At 53.9% G+C, this 18318-nt stretch carries 16 protein-coding genes; 4 read left to right on the top strand and 12 right to left on the bottom strand.

All coding sequences use genetic code 11. The features are described from left to right. Nucleotides 1–13: 13 nt before the first annotated feature. Nucleotides 14–880, top strand: coding sequence for a peptidoglycan binding protein CsiV (locus HCH_RS12125; protein WP_011396539.1), 867 nt, complete (start codon nt 14–16; stop codon nt 878–880). 67 nt (nt 881–947) lie between these two features. Here the strand turns inward: HCH_RS12125 and HCH_RS12120 are convergent, their stop codons facing one another. From HCH_RS12120 to HCH_RS12090, 7 genes are all read right to left on the bottom strand, one after another. Then, entirely contained in the window at nt 948–1712 is a 765-nt protein-coding gene (locus tag HCH_RS12120) for an S-methyl-5'-thioinosine phosphorylase (protein ID WP_011396538.1), read from the bottom strand. Between the two features lies 1 nt (nt 1713). Then, on the bottom strand, nt 1714–2835 hold the full coding sequence (locus HCH_RS12115; RefSeq protein ID WP_011396537.1) for a mechanosensitive ion channel family protein: 1122 nt from the start codon (nt 2833–2835) through the stop codon (nt 1714–1716). Between the two features lie 155 nt (nt 2836–2990). Continuing rightward, on the bottom strand, nt 2991–4031 hold the full coding sequence (gene nagZ, locus HCH_RS12110; RefSeq protein ID WP_011396536.1) for a beta-N-acetylhexosaminidase: 1041 nt from the start codon (nt 4029–4031) through the stop codon (nt 2991–2993). Between the two features lie 44 nt (nt 4032–4075). Next, nucleotides 4076–4558, bottom strand: coding sequence for a L,D-transpeptidase (locus HCH_RS12105; protein WP_011396535.1), 483 nt, complete (start codon nt 4556–4558; stop codon nt 4076–4078). Nucleotides 4559–4632: 74 nt separating this feature from the next. After that, nucleotides 4633–5304 carry a TetR/AcrR family transcriptional regulator gene (locus HCH_RS12100; RefSeq protein ID WP_011396534.1) on the bottom strand — a complete coding sequence of 224 codons (672 nt, stop codon included), beginning with the start codon at nt 5302–5304 and terminating at the stop codon, nt 4633–4635. Nucleotides 5305–5542: 238 nt separating this feature from the next. Continuing rightward, nucleotides 5543–6754, bottom strand: a complete 1212-nt coding sequence (locus HCH_RS12095; RefSeq protein WP_011396533.1) for an ammonium transporter — start codon at nt 6752–6754, stop codon at nt 5543–5545. A gap of 460 nt (nt 6755–7214) precedes the next feature. Continuing rightward, nucleotides 7215–8255, bottom strand: a complete 1041-nt coding sequence (locus tag HCH_RS12090; protein ID WP_011396531.1) for a hypothetical protein — start codon at nt 8253–8255, stop codon at nt 7215–7217. 253 nt (nt 8256–8508) lie between these two features. Here HCH_RS12090 and HCH_RS12085 point away from each other — a divergent pair, with 253 nt between their 5' ends. Both HCH_RS12085 and HCH_RS12080 read left to right on the top strand, forming a co-directional pair. Then, nucleotides 8509–9135, top strand: a complete 627-nt coding sequence (locus HCH_RS12085; RefSeq protein WP_011396530.1) for a riboflavin synthase — start codon at nt 8509–8511, stop codon at nt 9133–9135. Between the two features lie 117 nt (nt 9136–9252). After that, entirely contained in the window at nt 9253–10704 is a 1452-nt protein-coding gene (locus HCH_RS12080) for a rhomboid family intramembrane serine protease (RefSeq protein WP_011396529.1), read from the top strand. A gap of 36 nt (nt 10705–10740) precedes the next feature. Here the strand turns inward: HCH_RS12080 and HCH_RS12075 are convergent, their stop codons facing one another. The 4 genes from HCH_RS12075 to HCH_RS12060 form a co-directional block, all read right to left on the bottom strand. Then, nucleotides 10741–12204 (bottom strand): tetratricopeptide repeat protein, encoded by a 1464-nt coding sequence (locus tag HCH_RS12075; protein WP_011396528.1) that lies wholly within the window; start codon nt 12202–12204, stop codon nt 10741–10743. A gap of 162 nt (nt 12205–12366) precedes the next feature. Next, nucleotides 12367–13374, bottom strand: a complete 1008-nt coding sequence (gene holB / locus HCH_RS12070; RefSeq protein WP_011396527.1) for a DNA polymerase III subunit delta' — start codon at nt 13372–13374, stop codon at nt 12367–12369. Nucleotides 13375–13523: 149 nt separating this feature from the next. Beyond that, nucleotides 13524–15533, bottom strand: coding sequence for a transglutaminase TgpA family protein (locus tag HCH_RS12065; RefSeq protein WP_011396526.1), 2010 nt, complete (start codon nt 15531–15533; stop codon nt 13524–13526). Next, a complete protein-coding gene (locus HCH_RS12060) occupies nt 15526–16518 on the bottom strand; it encodes a DUF58 domain-containing protein (protein WP_011396525.1) in 993 nt (330 codons plus the stop codon). The genes HCH_RS12065 and HCH_RS12060 overlap by 8 nt, the downstream gene beginning before the upstream one ends. A 262-nt stretch (nt 16519–16780) precedes the next feature. Between HCH_RS12060 and HCH_RS12055 the strand changes: the two genes are divergently transcribed. Next, entirely contained in the window at nt 16781–17401 is a 621-nt protein-coding gene (locus tag HCH_RS12055) for a hypothetical protein (protein ID WP_011396524.1), read from the top strand. Between the two features lie 155 nt (nt 17402–17556). Here HCH_RS12055 and HCH_RS12050 read toward each other — a convergent pair whose 3' ends face one another. Then, the gene (locus HCH_RS12050; protein WP_011396523.1) at nt 17557–18120 is read right to left on the bottom strand and encodes a DUF6160 family protein; all 564 of its coding nucleotides are present in this window, start codon (nt 18118–18120) and stop codon (nt 17557–17559) included. Between the last annotated feature and the right edge of the window lie 198 nt (nt 18121–18318).

Raw genomic sequence — 18318 nt, 5'->3', positions numbered from 1 at the left:
GTTGTCCAAATAAATGCTATTTTGCCGAACACCTCAACGTTGCTCTGTTTCAGCACGAAGCGTTGCACTCTACCTCACACTGTTTTTCGGACTCATGTCTTCCAGCCTGAGCGCCTATGCAGGGCTTTACCAGATAGACCTGATCATGTTCAAAACCCCTGTTCCAGAAGGGGAAGAGAATTTCGAATATTATCCCGTCGCTTATGATCCTGAAGCACCGCTTCTTGTAGATTTCACGCCACTGAGCAGTCTGCAAAAACAGGCGCTTGGCGATAACCAGGTATTGTTAAAGTGGATCGCCAATAACCTTGACCGCCGCTCGGGATATCAGGTTGTCTGGCACAAATCCTGGGTCTCAAATCTCGCCTATAACCGCGATACGCCTGTGCGTATTTTGGATACGGAGCGACTGGGTGAAGGTTATAGCATCGAAGGGGTCGTAAACCTGTCTCGCACTCGCTATCTGCACACCACCATTGATTTGTCGTTGGTGGAATGGAGACAGAAACAACCTGGCGGCGCCATGGACGAGATGTTTACGCCGTTTCCCGAGCAGGCGGGGGCAACCAGTGCGCTCTCGCCATTACAGCAAAGCGCTCCAGAAGAAAAACTAACAGCGCCCGACAGCGACGAACTTTTCCTGGAGGAAACCTTCAGAGGCCTTGAGCCTGTCGCGCGCTACCGCAACCGGCAATCACGTCGTATGCGCAGCGGCGAGGTTCACTATCTGGACCATCCCGTTGTAGGCGTGCTGGTGAAAATTATCCCGGTCCGTAATGTCCGCATTCAAACTTCAGTAGACTCAGCGGAGGGTGATTTGGCGGGCGAAGAAGACAATGAAGCCGAGAAAGGCGCAACCGGCGGCGCAACGGAAGGCTAATACAGGGCGCACGACTCAAACGCCGGCGTGACGAAAAAAGCGGGGAAATACCCCGCTTTTTTTAATTTCAAGATTTGGTGCGCATTAAGTCTGGAATCAACTCTCTGCCACCAGCGCCGGCCAGTAGCAGCTTCACGTACCCCATACCTTGATCAATCGCCTCATGGATTTCTTCCATGGTGATAATATTTTCGCTGACGCCCGCCGCCGGATTAACGACCAGGGAGATACAGGCATAGGGAACGTCCAGCTCCCGCGCCAACGCGGCTTCAGGCATTCCCGTCATACCAACGATGTCACAGCCATCCCGTTTCATGCGGCGGATTTCCGCCACGGTCTCCAGACGGGGCCCTTGCGTTGCGCCGTAAACGCCGAAGTTACTGTGCTTGACGCCCAAGGCCTCCGCTTTATCACAGATCAGCTTGCGCAGCGCTTCATCGTAGGGGTAGCTGAAATCGATGTGGGTGACATGCTCAATGTCGCCCTGAAAATAAGTGTGTTCGCGTCCGTAGGTGTAATCGATCACCTGATCAGGAATACACACATGAGTGGCGCCCATATCAGGATGAATGCCGCCCACCGCATTCACCGCCAGTATGCCTTTAGCGCCCGCCTCCCTCAGCGCCCAAATATTGGCGCGGTAGTTCACTTCATGAGGAGGGATTCTATGCGGATTGCCATGGCGCGCCAGAAACAGCACCTCTCTCCCCTGCAACTGCGCACGCACGATATCCGCAGAGGGCGCGCCCCAAGGCGTATCGATTTTGTCCTGCCCTTTGATTTCCAGACCATCCAACTCAGTCAGTCCGGTGCCTCCAATAATGGCGTACATGTCATTCTCTCCGATCTTGTAAACTTTCTGCTTCTTTCAATACTTTCAGTTGGTCTGGCAAATGTACCGTTTGCGTGGGAAACGCCACCTCGGCGCCATTCCGCTGAATAATATCCATCACTTTGATCAGCACGTCCTGCTTGACCTCGTGGTATTTAATCCAGTTGGTGGTTTTGGTGAAGGTATAAATAAAGAAGTCCAGAGACGACGACGCAAACGCATTGAAGTTAACGATCATAGTCTGGGTTTCATCAATTTCTTCATGTTCCGCCAGCATGGTTTTCACCTGCTCTACGATCGCCGGCACCTGGCTGAAATCGTCATAGCGAACGCCGATAGTTTCATAGATGCGGCGATGGGTCATACGGGACGGGTTCTCCACCGAGATAGTGGTGAACGTGGAATTCGGCACATACAACGGACGCTTGTCGAAAGTACGGATACAGGTCAGACGCCAGCCGATCTGCTCAACGGTTCCCTCGATGTTCTTGTCCGGCGAACGAATCCAGTCTCCCACAGAAAACGGACGATCCAGATAAATCATCAGGCCGCCAAAAAAATTCGCCAGCAAATCCTTGGCGGCGAAGCCCACCGCAATACCGCCGATGCCGCCAAAAGCCAGCACGCCGGAAACGCTATAGCCAAGCGTCTGCATAATCACCAGCACGCCGGTAATAATGATGGATGCGCGCAGCAGTTTACTGATCGCCGACATGGTGGTCTTGTCCATGGGTTGCTTCATCTTGTCCGGCGACACCAGAATTTCTTCTGCGCCTTTGACGAAGCGGATCAGGAACCAGATGATCAGCACGATGACGCCGATAGCGCGGATAAAGTCCACCGCCTCAAATACGACCGCACCGGTTTCCCGCTGCGCCACTTCCGCCGCCCAGGAAAGCCCGATCAGCCAGATAAATACTCCAAACGGCTTGGCGCCGGCGTCCAGGAGCGTGTCATCCCACAAGTTCCGGGTTTTCGCTAGCTGACGCTCAATTCGTCCTATCACCTTATGGCACAGATAGTTGGTGAGCAGGGTTACGAAAACGATGAGAAACACCCGTACAATCCAATGCATGGAATCGTCGGCAAACCCCAACCAAGAACTCACTTCACTCCAGGACACAACCTTCCCCTCTATCGTTATTAATATGGCAATGATATTGGCATGTTAATAGTCAGGCGCATGGATGCGCCTGCGCGGCGGCTAGCCACGTCGTTGCAGACAAATAGAAGGAAGCTATTTGTCTGCCTGATTAATAGTATGCTATTTCATCGTGTTTATTGGCGCAGACTTTGCGCCAGCTCACGGGCCTGCGCCAGCCTCGCCGGGTCCACCGCCCCCTGAGGACGTCGTCGCATACTGTGGCGACGACGCAGAGAATCCTCTGGAAACAGTAGCTCGCCAGGCAGGGACTCCAATTGATCAGCGACCCTGAGTAAACGTTCAGGATTGTTGCACGCCATCAACAAGTCACAGCCCGCCCGCAACGCCCTGACAACGCTGGCGCTTTCATCTTCCTCAGCCTCCAGATCCGCCCCCTGCATGCCCATATCGTCACTGATAATGGCGCCTTGATACTGCAGCCGCTCACGCAAAACCTGGGTGAGCCAGAAACTGGATTGGCTTGCGGGAGACGGATCGCAAGCAGGGTAAATAACGTGAGCGGGCATCATCGCCTCGATGCCAGCTTCAATCATTTCGATAAAAGGCCGCATATCCGCGCCCAACAGTTCTTCATAAGCACGTGGGTCGCGGGCGCTCTCTATATGCGTGTCTTCCGTTACAAAACCATGTCCCGGGAAGTGCTTGCCTACGCCTGCGCAACCGGCCTCCCCCATCCCGCGCCAGAAAGCTTGCGCCAACGCCGCCGCCATCGTCGGCGTATCGCCGAAAGCGCGGTCGGCGATCACTTTGTTTTTGCCGTAATCCACATCCAGCACCGGCGCGAAGCTGAAATCCAAATCAAGCTCTCTGAGCTCTACGGCGGTGAGCCATCCCAACTCTGTGGCCATTGCTTTGGCCGCTGCTGGATTTTCTTGATAGCTTGCACGCAGTTTTCCTGGGGCCGGCAATAAAGTCCGCCCTTCCCGGAAGCGCTGCACCCGTCCCCCTTCCTGATCCACACAAAGAAGCAGTTCCGGTCGTATTGCGCGGATTTGTCTGACTAGTGCGTCCAGCTGTTGCGGATCAGTGTAATTACGTGCGAAGAATATGACGCCGCCCACGATAGGCCGGCTCAGTAGTTCCTTTTCTTCCGCGCTAACATCCAGCCCCTTAAGATCGATAATCAAAGGACCCAGTTTTGCTGTCTTGCTCATAAGAAATCGCGTACCAGGCTGTTTGGATTCAGGCCGCGCGCAGTTTAGCCTTCGATGAGAACGGACGTTCCCGGGGCGACGCGGTCAAAAAGCCGGATAATATCTTGATTTCGCATTCGAATACAGCCATGAGACTGCGGCTCGCCCATGGGCTCGGAGTCTGGGGTTCCATGCAGATAGATATAGCGACGCATGGTATCCACGTCGCCGCCGCGATTGAAGCCTTTTTGCGTCCCGCTTAACCACAGAATGCGCGTGAGAATCCAATCGCGCTCAGGATAGGTTTCAGCCAGGGCCTGAGAGTAAATTTCACCGGTCCAGCGACGACCGCGAAACACTGCATTTAATGGGGCCTGCGCGCCAATTTTAGCGCGAATGATGTGTTGGCCACGGGGCGTTTGTCCGCTGCCATTGCGTTCGCCAACGCCCGCCTTGGCGGTGGAAACAGAAAAGGCTTCCACCGTTTCGCCCGCATCCAGCAGCGTTAACGTTTGCGATGGTACAGAGATGACAATAGAAAGCGACATGAAGCTCCAGGTGTTTGGTTGGCGACAGCCCCCAAGGATATTACATCCTCGCCGGGTTTACAGCCGCCCCCGACCTACCCTGCGCTGGCGGCTTCCGCAGAGGTGTGGCGCGACTCATCCGAAGGCGCATTGATGCCTGCGGCCAGAAATGGCACCAGTTGGTTGACGATGCCGATCACGGGCGTTTTGACGCCCAATTCTTTCTCAAGAATACTGCCCAATGCTTCGGAGGAAGACATGGTGAACGCCGTGGCGCCCAGCATAAACTGAATACGCCAGAAACGCTCCACTGCATTAAGCTCCGGCGTGGCGTCTTTTAACAGGCGCATGAACAGACGGAATTCTGTGGAGTACTGTTGCTCCAGATACTTGCGCAAATGCCCTTGCGACTGCGTGTAAGCCAACCCCAGCAGGCGCATGAAAATTGACAGGCTCTTGCTGTTTCTGGCTGGAATATCGATAACGGAAGAGGTGACGATCTGCAACAGTTCCTCAAGCTCGACTTTGCGACTTTCCGCAACGACGCCCTGAAGTCTATCTCGCAATATGCGGGTGAATGGATTAATGAAGCGGGCGAACACGGCTTGAATCAACGCGTTCTTGGAACCGAAATGGTAGTTTACCGCAGCCAGATTGACTTTGGCTTTGCTGGTTATCTGCCGCAGTGATGTTTCCGAGAATCCTCGTTCCGCGAATAACTGCTCTGCAGCATCTAAAATCCGATCAACTGTATCTGACTGGGACATGTTTATTCTTCTGGCGTACCGCTCCAAACAAGTGTTTGAAACATACGTTTGATAGGCTGGAATGTCAAGTCTGATAACGTTTTATAGTGTGCAATTATTGCACATGCCATTTTAACGGACCAGATCAGTGGAAAGGCTGATCGAGTTTGCGCTGAATGTAGATAAATTAAAAGTCGGAAGTTCCCTTATGCGCCGACGGGCGTGACTTGCAGCGTCATACCCACCGGCATCGGAAAACTCAGTCCATACTGTTGGCGCCAATGCGGTGAATCGCCAAGTCCGCTCCCTGGTACTCCTCTTCTTCTGATAAGCGTAGCCCAGACAGCTTTTTCGCCACGCCATAGACCACAAATCCACCAATCAATGCTAATGCTGCGCCAGTGATCGAGCCAACCAGTTGCGACAGGAATGTGACGCCGCCAAGGCCGCCGAATGACTGCAAGCCGAACATGCCCGCCGCCACGCCGCCCCACAAACCACAGACGCCGTGTAAAGGCCAAACGCCCAGTACATCATCCAGTTTGCGCAGGCGTTTTTGCATGTACTCAAACAGGAATACAAATAACGCTCCCGCCACTGCGCCAGTTATAAGCGCGCCAACCGGATGCATAATATCGGACCCTGCGCACACCGCCACCAATCCAGCCAAAGGGCCATTGTGAATGAATCCGGGGTCCTTTCGCCCGACCAGCATTGACGTGACGATACCGCCCACCATCGCCATCAAACTGTTGAGCGCAACAAGCCCACTGACGCCGCCAAGCGTCTGCGCGGACATCACGTTGAAACCAAACCATCCCACCGTCAGTATCCAGGCGCCCAACGCGAGAAACGGAATGTTGGACGGGGCGAAAGCGACCAGCTGGCCATTGCGATAGCGACCATTTCTCACCCCCAGCAAATACACTGCGGCGAAAGCGATCCAGCCCCCCACAGCGTGAACCACCACGGAGCCCGCGAAGTCATGAAAAGGAGCGCCAAAGCGCTCTTGCAAGAAGTCCTGGAAACCAAAGGCGCCGTTCCAGGCCATCCCCTCGAATAAGGGATACACCACACCCACACAGATTGATGCAGCGACCAGCATAGGATAAAACTTGGCGCGCTCCGCAACGCCGCCGGAAATAATGGCGGGAATCGCCGCCGCGAAAGTAAGCAGAAAGAAGAACTTCACCAGCTCATAACCGTTGTTGACGCTTAATTCGGTGGCGCTGGCGAAGAAGTTGACCCCATAGGCGATATGATACCCGACAAAGAAATACGCCAAAGTGGAAGCGCCGAAGTCCGTCATAATTTTCACCAGGGCGTTTACCTGATTTTTATGGCGCACGGTTCCCACTTCGAGAAAGGCAAAGCCGGCGTGCATCGCCAGCACCATGATGGCTCCCAAAAGGATAAACAGGGTGTCGGCGCCTTGCAGCAAGGTCTCCACCGCATTGTTAGTATCGTTCATTCCATCTCCTGTTACGCTCTCGTATGGTGCGCAATTCAGCAATGCGCACACAAATAGTGCTATTGATTTTGTTATTGCCGATCCGCCTTAAAGTTAAGCAAATCATTGTTTTAATTTGTTTTTTCGCCAAATTGCGGCCGTCATGAGCTTTTACCGGGCACAATTCGCCGACTAAATCAGCAAATTTCAGACCAATCACGCACCAATTTAAAGCCAGCACAACCGTTTAGCGCCCTTTAATGGGACAGAGTCAGGCACAAATGGAAAGACGCCCCATAAAGGCGCACGAATGAGAACGTAAGAAAGTCCGCAAGACTCTCTCACAACGCGCGGAGGAATGATCTTCCTGGCGCCAGAGGACAAAATATGCGTCGAGAGCAAAGGAGAGCCTTGGGACAGACAGGGGGGGTAGAATGACATGCGCGGCGCCCATCACTGCCGGCGCAGAAGAGCGGCGCGATTAAGACTCAGACAACACCAAGTCCGCGAATTCCGTTTTTATTTTGGCGCTGGCTTCCATGTACTTATTTTTGGCTACTTCAAAGGCTTGCTGCGCCTCCAGCAAGTACTGCAGATAGAGACGAATTGCGGCGACCGTCCGCATGGCTTTAATCAATTGTCCTTGTTGGCTCAGAGTGACCAAGCGCCGATAGCGTCGGTCCAACAGACTTTTTCGGTAGGGAGACATCATCAGACATTGATACGCCAACCCGTTGCCGCCCTCCAGCATACGGATATGAGTGATCGCGCGAAATTCCAGCTCCTTTCTCTGCCGCACCAGCTCGCTATATCCTGCGCTCTTAATGAAAATGCGCCGCAACGGTGGAATAGCCAGTGCGGATAAGGCGACGAAGAAACCAAAAGCGATGCCGGCGACCCAGGCGTTAAGTCCGCCCTGCCAGCCAATCAGAAACACAGCGAAACTGAGCAGGCACGACAAGAGCCAGAGATCCCTGCGCCGCCGGGCGCTGATCAAATCAATCGTCTGCGGATAGTGTTTGATCGCCAGAACTTCATAATTCATGACTTCAAGCGCCTCACACTCTCGGAGAATCTGAGCAAGTTGGTTGCGCTGCGCCAGGGTCTCCCGATATTGGCGCTTGCGGTCCTCTTCACTCTCCGCCGCATCCGCCTTTTTCGGTTCCGCTTTTTTAGCGGTCTGAACAGGCGCCGCAGGGCTGTTACGGTTCGCCTTAGCCAGATCTTTGTTGGCGCGTGGGTCCGACTTCGGCGCCACAGGCGTTTTAGCAGGAGACTTCGCAGTGGTCTGAGGCTCCTTGGCGGCGGGTAGCGTATTGCTCCTGTGCTCCTCTACCGCACGTCGCACCGGGTCCATATCGCCACGGGCCAATGACCGCAGCGTCTTGGGATCTAACTCAAAATCATTAGGGTTATGTATCTTCATATCGAAAACTATAGAGTAATAACGTGGACGGGTCACCAGCGCGCACAGCGTCAAAACCTCGTCAATATCGACCCATTTAGCAATAGACGTTAGCAATAGACGCGCCAGTTATCTGAATTCATTAGAAAAACCCGCATTTTGCAGATATGAGAACCGAATCCCGCTTTCAGATTCGAGCTGGATATTTGGCGAATGGGCCTTCTTCCCGTGACATAACAAGCAGCTGAGCTCCTCTTCAATTTCGAATTCTCTGCGTAATAAGCCTGAAAAGTTAGAAAATACGCCCATGGGCGCTTATTATGGCCACCTGCACAAAAAGCATTTACCTCAGCGAAAGGATCAGTCCACCGTGTTTACAGGAATCGTTCAAGGCAAAGCCACTCTACACAAAGCCGTACGTCGCGAAGGTCTTTACACCTACGAGTTTGAATTCCCCACCGACCAGTCATCGACAGAAACAGGCGCCAGCGTCGCCATCAACGGAACCTGTTTGACGGCGGTGCGCATTGACGGGACCTATATTGAATTCGATCTTATGACGGAGACATTGCGCCTGACCAACCTTGGCGATCTCAGTGAAGGAGATGAAGTCAATTTCGAACATGCCGCGCGGATTGGCGATGAAATTGGCGGCCATCTCATGTCTGGGCATATTCATGATGTCGCGGTGCTGACTCACATCGAGCGCACGGAGAACAATGTGGCGCTGGATTTTCAACTGCCACCCGGGCTGCGTAAGTACGTCTTCGATAAAGGCTTTATCGGCGTCAACGGCGCAAGTCTGACCATCGGGGCCGTTAATAAAGAGGGATTCAGAGTGAACCTGATACCGGAAACGCTGCGCGTCACCACTTTCAGCGCCCTACAACCGGGGGACAAGGTCAACATTGAGGTTGATCCGCAGACGCAGACTCTGGTGGACAGCTTAGAACGACTGCTGCCGCGTTATTTGGAGAAGTTGACGGCAGGCGCCTGATCGCCAACGCCGGAAGCGCGCCGCAGTGGCGCGTTTACCACTTATCTCCGATAATTATTTCCTAATAATTTTCAATCCATTCCCAGTGCTTTTCCTGTAGGTAGTTAGAGATCCAAGATGCTGATTATTCCCGCCGAACAGACCATCAACTGGCGCAAGCCCCCCGTCGCCACACTGCTGCTGATCTTCATCAATTTCTTCATATTCTTTTACCTTGGCGGCAAAGATAATCGAATCTGGCAGGATGCAGCCCATTATTACGACCAGAATCAAATGGTCAAACTGGAGGCGCCGGAATTCGCCGACTATCTGCAACGCCACATCGGTCTGGGCCAGGATAATCGTTTTGAACTGTCGGCGGAGGCGCGCAAAGCCGTCAATGAGGGTCGCGCGAATGAACTGATCCCCTACATGCTGACCGATAGAAAGTTTGTTAACTATCTGATGCAGAACGGACAGGAATTCATTGAGCCGGAAGCCTTTGAAACCTGGAAGTCTCAGCGCATCCACCTCCAGGAACACTACCTGAGCCAGCTCAGTCACTTGCAGATGGGACTCATCCCTGGAGAAATGGAGCTGGCCGATCTGTTCTCCTATCAATTCCTCCATGGCGGCTTCGGACATGTTTTCGGCAACATGGTCATGTTGTTTTTACTTGGATTCGCCATTGAACGCATTCTTGGCGCAGCGCTCTATATCATGGCTTACCTGTTCTGCGGCGTGGTATCAGGCTTTATGTTCGGCATGGTGGAAGGCGACAGCCTGACGCCGCTGGTGGGCGCATCCGGGGCGGTGTCAGGTTTGATGGGCATGTATGTGGCGCATTACAGACTGCAGCAAATCCGTTTCTTCGCCTTTCTTTACGTGTACTTCAATTATTTCCGCGCACCAGCGTTAATCATGCTGCCGGTATGGGTGGGCAAAGAACTTTACGAATACTTTACTTATGTCGACTCTAATGTCGCTTACGTCGCTCACGCCGCAGGACTGGTGGCGGGCGCCGCCATTATCTTCCCCTTGGATCGACTTGCGCCGCGAGCCGCACAGGAAATGGCTCGCTCACCGGAGGAGCAGGACCAATCCATGCGTGAAGAACTGGCGCGCGCCATGGACGCCGTTGGACGGGTCGACTTTCCACGAGCGCGGGACCGCTTCAAAGCGCTGCGGGAAAAACACCCGGACCACATAGGGATTCAGGAACAGCTCTTCCATTTGTACAAAGTGAAACCGGATTCCCAGGAAAGCCTGCAGTTCACCATTACAGTGCTTGAACACGCCTTGAAGATGCAGGACTTCAATCACGCTTACTTTATCTGGAGCGAGTATCAAAAGTACGCCAAAGAGAACTCCCGCCTGGAAGACAAATACCACTTCCGCATCCTGAACACCTGCCTCAACAACAACCTGATTAAAGAGGCTGAGCAGGTATTCGGCGTAGTGGTGAAAAGCATCGGCAATCCAGAGTTGGTGCGAGAGTGCTACCGCACATTGATTCAAGCTCTCAAAGCGCGGCAAATGGACGTCAAGGCGCAGAAATATGAACGCGAATTAAGACAGCTGGAAGGTTGAGAGTAGCGTCATGAGAGGGCGCGTCATTACGCGCCCTTATTGAGAAAGCCCAAACTTGGCGACTGGCTCAGGCAGTCTGCCATTCTTCGCCATCGCTTCAATCCATGCAGGAATTTCCGGCGTTGCAGAGTGATCCGGGTAGTGCTTCTGCACATAGAGCAAATATTCTTTGGCTTTATCCGCCCGGTGCAGCCCGTTAGCCAGCGTTCGCGCCATGACGATAATAGCGTCAGCAGCGTGAGCTGATTCTGGAAATCGGGAATTGAACCCTTGCAACAGTTTCAAGGTCAGCCTGTAGTCGCCGGAGTGGTACAGGCTCTGCGCCACGTTATACAACAGCGTCTCATCGCTGATCGTGTAGTCGGGGAAATGGCCATAGAGCCCTCTCAACATGAGCTTCAACTCATGAATCCGCCCCGCGTCCGCCAACATCTGCAAGACAGGCTTTGACGTTTTCAAAAGCTCAGGCCAGGCGTTGGTCTCCAACAGCAGTTTGTAGAGACGATCCAGCACCACCAGATCATGTGGTTTGCGTTTGTACAGATTGCGCAGCAGCCCCGCCGCCGCCTCATAACGCCCTTCTTTGAGATTGATGTCGATTTCAGCCATCGCCAGCTTATCATTCCGCTGCGCCAGCGCTTCCGGGTTCTGCGGCGGCGCATCAAGAGCTTCATCAGGCGCCAGGCCAAGGCGATGCTGATACTGAAACAACAGGTACCCCAGCATATTGAAGATCACCAGCATGAAGTAACTGGAAATAAAACCCGCTAGTGGAAAGCCCAGGGTTTGGGAAAAGTTGCTCAGCACAAAGTCCTGCGCCGCACCCAGCCCCAGAAACAGCAGAAGCAGATAGCCATAAAGAACGAAATACGGCCAGCCAATGCTGGAGATGAATCCGATCAGACGCGTCGGATGCAAGGCATCCACCACATTGCCTTCAATCGCCAGCAACATAATGCTGGCGGGCAGCACCAGGGCGGAAAATGCAATAGCCAGAACCATCAGAAAAGACCCGCCCCATATGCCGGAGACAACGATCAGCGCGCCGAAGGCAATGAAAATCAGAGTCTGCTGGATAACCAGCAACAAGCCGCCGCCGCTGAAAGCGGACAACAGCTCAGGCGGCTTCAACACGCCTTTGGAGGTGGTCTCAATCACGCTATACATGTATTTGACCTGGGCGCAAAACAGGGCGATGGCGATGATCAGAGATATCAGATCTTTACCCAGCGCCAGCGGCACCAGGGTGCAGATGACCACCAAAATCATGGGGTCTTTGGCCATGGGGTAGGCGAAGAAGTCGTTCAGCCGCTGCCAGAATGGCGTGACCTCCGCCGCGGAGCCTTCCGCGGAATACCGCATTACCTGCTGACACAAGGGACAGGTAGCGGCGCCCTTGCCCGGCTTTACCGGAACGCAACTACCGCAAAGCTGAACATGGCACCCCAGGCACTGCCAGTTGGCGCCATGGGTGGGATGGTATCTGCAATAAACATCCACGCGCGTATTTTTCCTTTTGCTAACTTACTACTTAACTCGTTTTCCAGGCCCCTGTTAAAGGAGCGTATGACGATCCGGTTTGCGAGCGTATCGCCACTATTTGCGAGCGTATAGCCACTATAGAGGCGAAGCTACCGAACATGACTCACTCGGTAGAGGCGATTATTTCCTGCGCTTGCGCACACGCTTATTCGCCAGCAACCAGCTCTCCAACATTAATTGCGGGTTCAGGTTGCGCTGCTCCACCAAAGATCGCTTTATTTCGATTAGCTCAGCATAGAGTGAAACCAGCTGCTGAGTATCCAGACGTGCGCCCACGCCCGCTAAAGTCGCTTCCGTCTCGCTCCCCTCACCTTCACCTATCTGCGTGGCGGTCAGCAGTTGCTTCAGCCAGATAGCCAGCCAATCCGCCAGCCGTTCAAGATCAAGCTTGCTCCAGGTTTCCGCCAGGGTAAACGCATCCACGCGCCCCTCCAGATAGTTGAGCCAGTCCGCCAATACTTCCGCCCGTAACTCCAGTATGTCCTGACTGTGCCATGCCAAAGCGGTAAGAGGGCGACCACCGGCGCTTTCCGTCAAACTATAGGCGCGCTCTTTCGGCACATCCAGTTGGGTCAGCCAATTCACGACGGACTCTCTATCTGGCGCAGCCAGCGTATAGATCTGACAGCGGCTGCGAATCGTCGGCAACAGCAGGCTGATTTGCTGTGAGACCAGCAGAATGACGACGCTGGCGGGCGGCTCTTCCAGTGTTTTCAATATGGCGTTGGCGGAATAGGCGTTCATCGCTTCCGCCGGGGTGAGCACGCATATTCGGCGACGGGAGATTTGCGGCTTGGCGTAGATAAAATCTCCCAGTCCGCGCACCTGATCAATTTTTATGGCCTTGGCGCCGTCCTCTGGGGCCACCCATTGCAAATCGGGATGCGTCCCCGCTTCTATCAACTTACAAGAGCGACAATCGCCACAGGGACGTTCAAGGCGCTTAGCCTGCTCACACAATAGAAACTTGGCGTATTCAGAAGTCAGGCGATTCTTGCCAACGCCGCTTTGCCCCGCCACTAAAATAGCGGAAGGCACTTTATCGTTGTGCGCCAGTCCTACCCAGTCCCGCCAGGTTTTGCTGAGCCAGGGAAGTTGATCCAAGGATATTTCCGTCAAATCGGACATCAGTACTCTATTCTGTTCAATTCAGTTTCTATTTGTCTGCGCCGTCAGGACCCGTATAGGTGAGGCTCTGTTTCCCGCGACTCGCCGCCACGCAGGCATATCCAAATGTGTTTATCAGCAATCCGGCCTTATCAGGACGTTCCAGCGACTCAAGGCGTCAACACAAGTTGCTTGATATCTCGTTTCAGACGACGCACTCTGTCCGGGCCGCCGCCTGCGTCGTCCGCATACAGGTTTCGCTCAAACTCGCTGAATATCTGCTGCAGCATTTTGCGTTGCCGCGGCCACTTTTTAGTCGCCAGCGCCAATGCCTGTCCCGGCGTCAGTCCAGCATCCAGAACCAGCCCCTTCTTATGCATTCGACTCAAAAGAGATCGATACAAACGCACCATGGGATCGCCTTTATTGCGCCGCCACTCCGCCTTGAGGGTCAGTAATGACAGCGCCAGAAAGACCGCCACGGAGACGCCTGCGAGTATCATCAGCATCGTCTTTATGTCGCTATCGCCAAACCAGCGTTTGAAGAAACTGCTCTGCTTCTCCTGATCGTAGTTGACGACCCATTTCTGCCACATGTAATTCATGTATTCCAGATTATTGGTCACCCAGGCGAAAATGCCGATATGGTTATATCTGGCCAGGGACAGCGGTGTATTTTGCAGGAACGTGCCCTCTTCCGCGACAGCGTCTCTAATACCCGACTCCACCCTTTGCGGCGCCACCGCCGCCGTCGGATCGACACGCACCCAGCCGCGCTCTGGCAACCATGCCTCCACCCAGGCATGGGCATCATACTGATGCACCACCAGAAAGCCACCCTGTTCGTTCCACTCTCCGCCTTGATACCCGGCCAACACTCGCGATGGGATGTTAGCCGCGCGCAGAATGAACGCCATCGTACTGGCGTAATGCTCGCAAAAGCCGCGACGCGTGTCGAAGAAAAACTCGTCGATTCTATGCTGCGAAGTCAGTAATGGCGGCGACAATGTATAGGCGTACGGCTCCTCGTTAAAATGCGTCAATACGGTTTTTATAAAAGTCGCGGCGTCGGGCGACGTTTCACGCAACTGTCTGGCCCATTCCGCTGCGCGCGGATTCGAGCCCTGCGGCAAGCCGCTGAAGCGGGCGAAGCTTTGATCGCTTTCCCTATATTCCTCCGCCTGATTGATGACGCGGTACCACTCAGGGGACTTCACGTCTCTCATGAATCTCACCAGCTGATCCGGCGTCGAGAAAGGCGCGCCCCGCGCCACCTTGGCGTCGTCCAGCGCAAAGCCCCATTCACGATTATGGGGCTCCAGCAGCACCTCATAGTCCCATTGTTCTGTCTGGGTTCTGGCGCCCGGTCTAACCGCACCCTGTCTGTCGCGATTAGTTTGACTGAATGAGCGCTTCCAGCTCGTTCCGTCATAGCGGTCCAAGATCAAAGCGCGCCAGTAAAGATCCCGGTACGCCGGTCGCTGTCCGTTAAACACGATTCGAAAAGCGCGCTCGCCTGACTGCGCAAGATTCGCCACGTCTCCCGGCGACATGGTTTCATCAAGCCCGGTAAACGCGGTGGTGCTTTTCAGAGGCATCGCCCATAAGGGTCCGAAGCGGGGAAAGAACAGATACATCACGATCAACAAAGGCGCCGCCACAGCCATGGAGCCATACACACCCTTGAAAGTGGAGCCTATAGAGCGAGACTTCAGCGACTGGTTCACCGCCATCAAGGCGACGAAGCTCAGTCCCATTGCAATGAGAATATACAGACTGACGAACAGGGACTGGCTGAACAGGAAGCCGAGGCAGAGCAAAAACAAGGTCATGAAACTGAACAGGAAGGCGTCGCGCCGCTGATTCAGCTCAAGCAATTTCAGCGCATAAGCCAGCACGAAAAAGCCAACCGCCGTCTCCACCGTAAACTGCGCCTGCGTAGAGAACACATAAGCTACGGAGGTGACCACCATGACCCCGCCTTTCACCCAGGTCGAGGGCGCAGGCCATTTTCCCTGATATACCCTGGTGCGCCAAAACACGGAGACACATGCGAATCCAAGCAGCCACACCGGCACATGGTTCCAATGCGCGCCTGCGGCGGCGGCCAGTGAAACCACCATCCACACCAGCGCCCGCGTATCCAGAGCGGGTGATTCATCAAAACTTCGCTTAAACATGATCAGGATACTTCGCCAGGGCGGTCAGACATTTATTGCGGTGCTCAAGTCCTGAGCCAGGCCCGCACGCCCAGCCGGGCATGCGCAATCCATAAGGCGTTCCTTTTTGCTCCAGCTCCAGGATCTGGGCGCACAGCATTGACAGACACAGCTCTGTTTCCATCCCCTGGTAAGCATCAAAGTCAATCCAGTCCGGGTCCAATTCCGGTTGACTGAATTCCTTGCTGTACAACTCCCCCTGCTGCGCATACTTCTTCCAGGCAATTCTAGTTAATGGCTCGCCGGGAACATAAGTGCGCAGCCCGGCGAAGTCTTCCTGCCCCACCATGTGTGAATCGCCCTTACCTTCCCCTTCAGCCAGGGAAGCGCTCCACTTGAACTGCGGTTGCGACGCCGGCCTGGGATAAACCAGCGCTTTGGCGTTCAGGTCCTGCCAGGACCAGGCGCGAATCAGTCCCATTGGATAAGTAGACGTAATCAGCATGCGCCCTGGCGTCAGCCAGCCTCGTTTGCGACAGCGGCATTCAATCACCGCGCGCCGCTGTGCATTCGGTTCTAAATCCAAGGTGACATAACTGTCCGGCGTCCAACCAAGTTGCACTGCAGCGGAGCCATGTTCCGACGCCGTCACCAGAAATTCAAACCCGGCCAGTTCGTCAGCGAAACAGGAGGCCGCGCGATGAAAGCGGATGACCAGTCCCGACATATTTCGGTAGGCGATAAGAATGTTGACCACGAAAATGGAAATAAGAAAGAAACCCACAGCCAGAATCATGGAGTTTTGATAGTTGATCCCGGTTAGAAGAATCAGCCCCGCCAACATCACAAAGCCAACGCCCCACCGCGTAGGCAATACAAAGATCGCCCGATGCGAAAGAGTGACTTCCTCCACCGGCGGCAGGCGCTTTTCCACCCACTTATCGATGCGACGCCCAAGTTGACCGCCAATGCGCGCGCCTGATTTATGCTTGATGCCGGTTGCCATAAAACTACTACTTAACTTCTGTCCTTATCTTTTGCAGGCCAAGTAACAGGCTTACAAAAATTAATCAAAATTCGCGCGATACAGTGGCTTTTGCGAATCAATCGGTTGAAAATGTAAGTATACGCAGTAAAACTGGATTCCACCTAAACGCTTGTGGCCGAACGCAATTATTTTTTATCCACGCATGCTGTTCGGCGGGCGCAAGGGAATCGGTTGTTGGAAGATTTACGTTTAACACGAAACTGTAAAACACGGCGCTGCTATGAACTACTCAAGGATTTTGCTCGGATTGGCCGCCACCGGCCTCGTTCTGACCGCCCGCGCTGAAGTCAAATCAATGACGAGCGGCGAGTTGACCGACACCTACATCAAAGATTCCACAATCATCGTTACTCCAACCCCCAAAAAACCGGAGAAGAAGCGGGTCGTCACCTACACTATCGGACCTGGCGAGCCCGTGAAGACGGAGGCGGAAGAGCAGTCGGAGCTTAACACTGCATTGACGGTGGACCAGCAGCAGTTTGAGGACTCTTCTGAAGCGGCCGCCCAAGTGATACGGGAGCTGGCCTTTATTCCTTATACGCAGCCGGAACTGGCGGCGCTGAGCGAACGCCCGCTGCCTCATCCGGACCTGGTGATTCCAGATGGCGCCTTCACATTCCAACAGATTCTGTCTCCCTTAAACCCGGACATGGCGCAACTGCCTTACGGCGACCAGTTGAACCTGCAATCCAACGGTCAGCAGTTGACCATCACCATCGGAAACAACCTACCTGGCGTGGACAATATCATCATCCCCGAACGAATCCAGGGCGGCATGATTGATTTAGTTCCCCGGGACAGTGGCGGTTTTGATCTGACGCTGACGATGCCCCAGCAGTAGAAGCGCAAAAAGCTCACTGACCCAGTGAGCTTTTTTATTTGCGGAGCCATATAAGAAGCACCAGCCGGATGACAAATACTATTCGCTTCGGCTGATTATCAAAGCAGGCGCGCCAGACACAGGCTTCCATACCAGCCTGACGCAATCAGATATTTTCAGAACATCTTTATCGGCGTCAGTTTATAGGCATCTGCGCCGACATTAATAATATCCGTATTGATCGGGGCGTTGAGAATCACCAGCCCCTGCTTGGTAAGAAAAACCTGATCATCTATGTTCACAGAAGTATCGCTCTGCTGGATATCCAGCGGCATAAACCCTGTGCCGAGCCCTACATTAGGCTGGAAACTGAATATCGCTGCGCCGCGGTCTTCTACGCCGTCTCCGTTGGTGTCAATCTCGCCATAACGCAAAGGCAAGACGGCCGTAAACAGATCGACAATCGTTCCTGTCCGCGGAGTTCCAAAGGTCATCCCCTGCAGAGAGACGTGATCGTCATGTACCGCGCCATCGCTTGATGTCTGACCAGGATAAATCACCTCCCGCACCCCATCGGGATTGGTGTAGGCGACCGCCTCATAAGTGACTTGGCCGTTGATTTCGATAACAGGAGCCGCCTGCCCCACCACGTCACTCAGTTGCTGATCGTTGATTGGTTTTAGTTCGGCCATTACTGCCGTGGAGAACACTGCTGCGCAAACAAACACAGTCTTTTTCATACTCCCCTCCACACTCCTTACATCTCTAGAGCCTTTTGTTACTACGGGCGCGTCAGAGCTTCTCGCTCCGCGCGAATCAGGGGCGACGCCATGTCCGCCGGGACCATGCGTAAGCCGTCTGTCTTAGAAAGGATATTTTTAATACTGCAGAACAAATGGATGCTTAAGAGATATTTGCAAGAAAAGGCATCTGATACG

It is taken from the genome of Hahella chejuensis KCTC 2396, from assembly GCF_000012985.1.
In the GTDB taxonomy this organism is placed as follows: domain Bacteria; phylum Pseudomonadota; class Gammaproteobacteria; order Pseudomonadales; family Oleiphilaceae; genus Hahella; species Hahella chejuensis.
The sequence above is the reverse complement of the archived record's forward strand: the minus strand, read 5'-3'. Positions and strand labels throughout refer to the sequence as shown.

Bases quoted from the DNA above. Each gene is read 5' to 3' on its own strand.
- HCH_RS12080 (WP_011396529.1), top strand. From the start codon at position 9,253: ATGCTGATTATTCCCGCCGAACAGACCATCAACTGGCGCAAGCCCCCC.
- HCH_RS12100 (WP_011396534.1), bottom strand. From the start codon at position 5,304: ATGTCCCAGTCAGATACAGTTGATCGGATTTTAGATGCTGCAGAGCAG.
- nagZ (WP_011396536.1), bottom strand. From the start codon at position 4,031: ATGAGCAAGACAGCAAAACTGGGTCCTTTGATTATCGATCTTAAGGGG.
- HCH_RS12095 (WP_011396533.1), bottom strand. From the start codon at position 6,754: ATGAACGATACTAACAATGCGGTGGAGACCTTGCTGCAAGGCGCCGAC.
- HCH_RS12065 (WP_011396526.1), bottom strand. From the start codon at position 15,533: ATGTTTAAGCGAAGTTTTGATGAATCACCCGCTCTGGATACGCGGGCG.
- HCH_RS12120 (WP_011396538.1), bottom strand. From the start codon at position 1,712: ATGTACGCCATTATTGGAGGCACCGGACTGACTGAGTTGGATGGTCTG.
- HCH_RS12125 (WP_011396539.1), top strand. From the start codon at position 14: ATGCTATTTTGCCGAACACCTCAACGTTGCTCTGTTTCAGCACGAAGC.
- HCH_RS12060 (WP_011396525.1), bottom strand. From the start codon at position 16,518: ATGGCAACCGGCATCAAGCATAAATCAGGCGCGCGCATTGGCGGTCAA.
- HCH_RS12055 (WP_011396524.1), top strand. From the start codon at position 16,781: ATGAACTACTCAAGGATTTTGCTCGGATTGGCCGCCACCGGCCTCGTT.
- HCH_RS12050 (WP_011396523.1), bottom strand. From the start codon at position 18,120: ATGAAAAAGACTGTGTTTGTTTGCGCAGCAGTGTTCTCCACGGCAGTA.
- HCH_RS12105 (WP_011396535.1), bottom strand. From the start codon at position 4,558: ATGTCGCTTTCTATTGTCATCTCTGTACCATCGCAAACGTTAACGCTG.
- holB (WP_011396527.1), bottom strand. From the start codon at position 13,374: ATGTCCGATTTGACGGAAATATCCTTGGATCAACTTCCCTGGCTCAGC.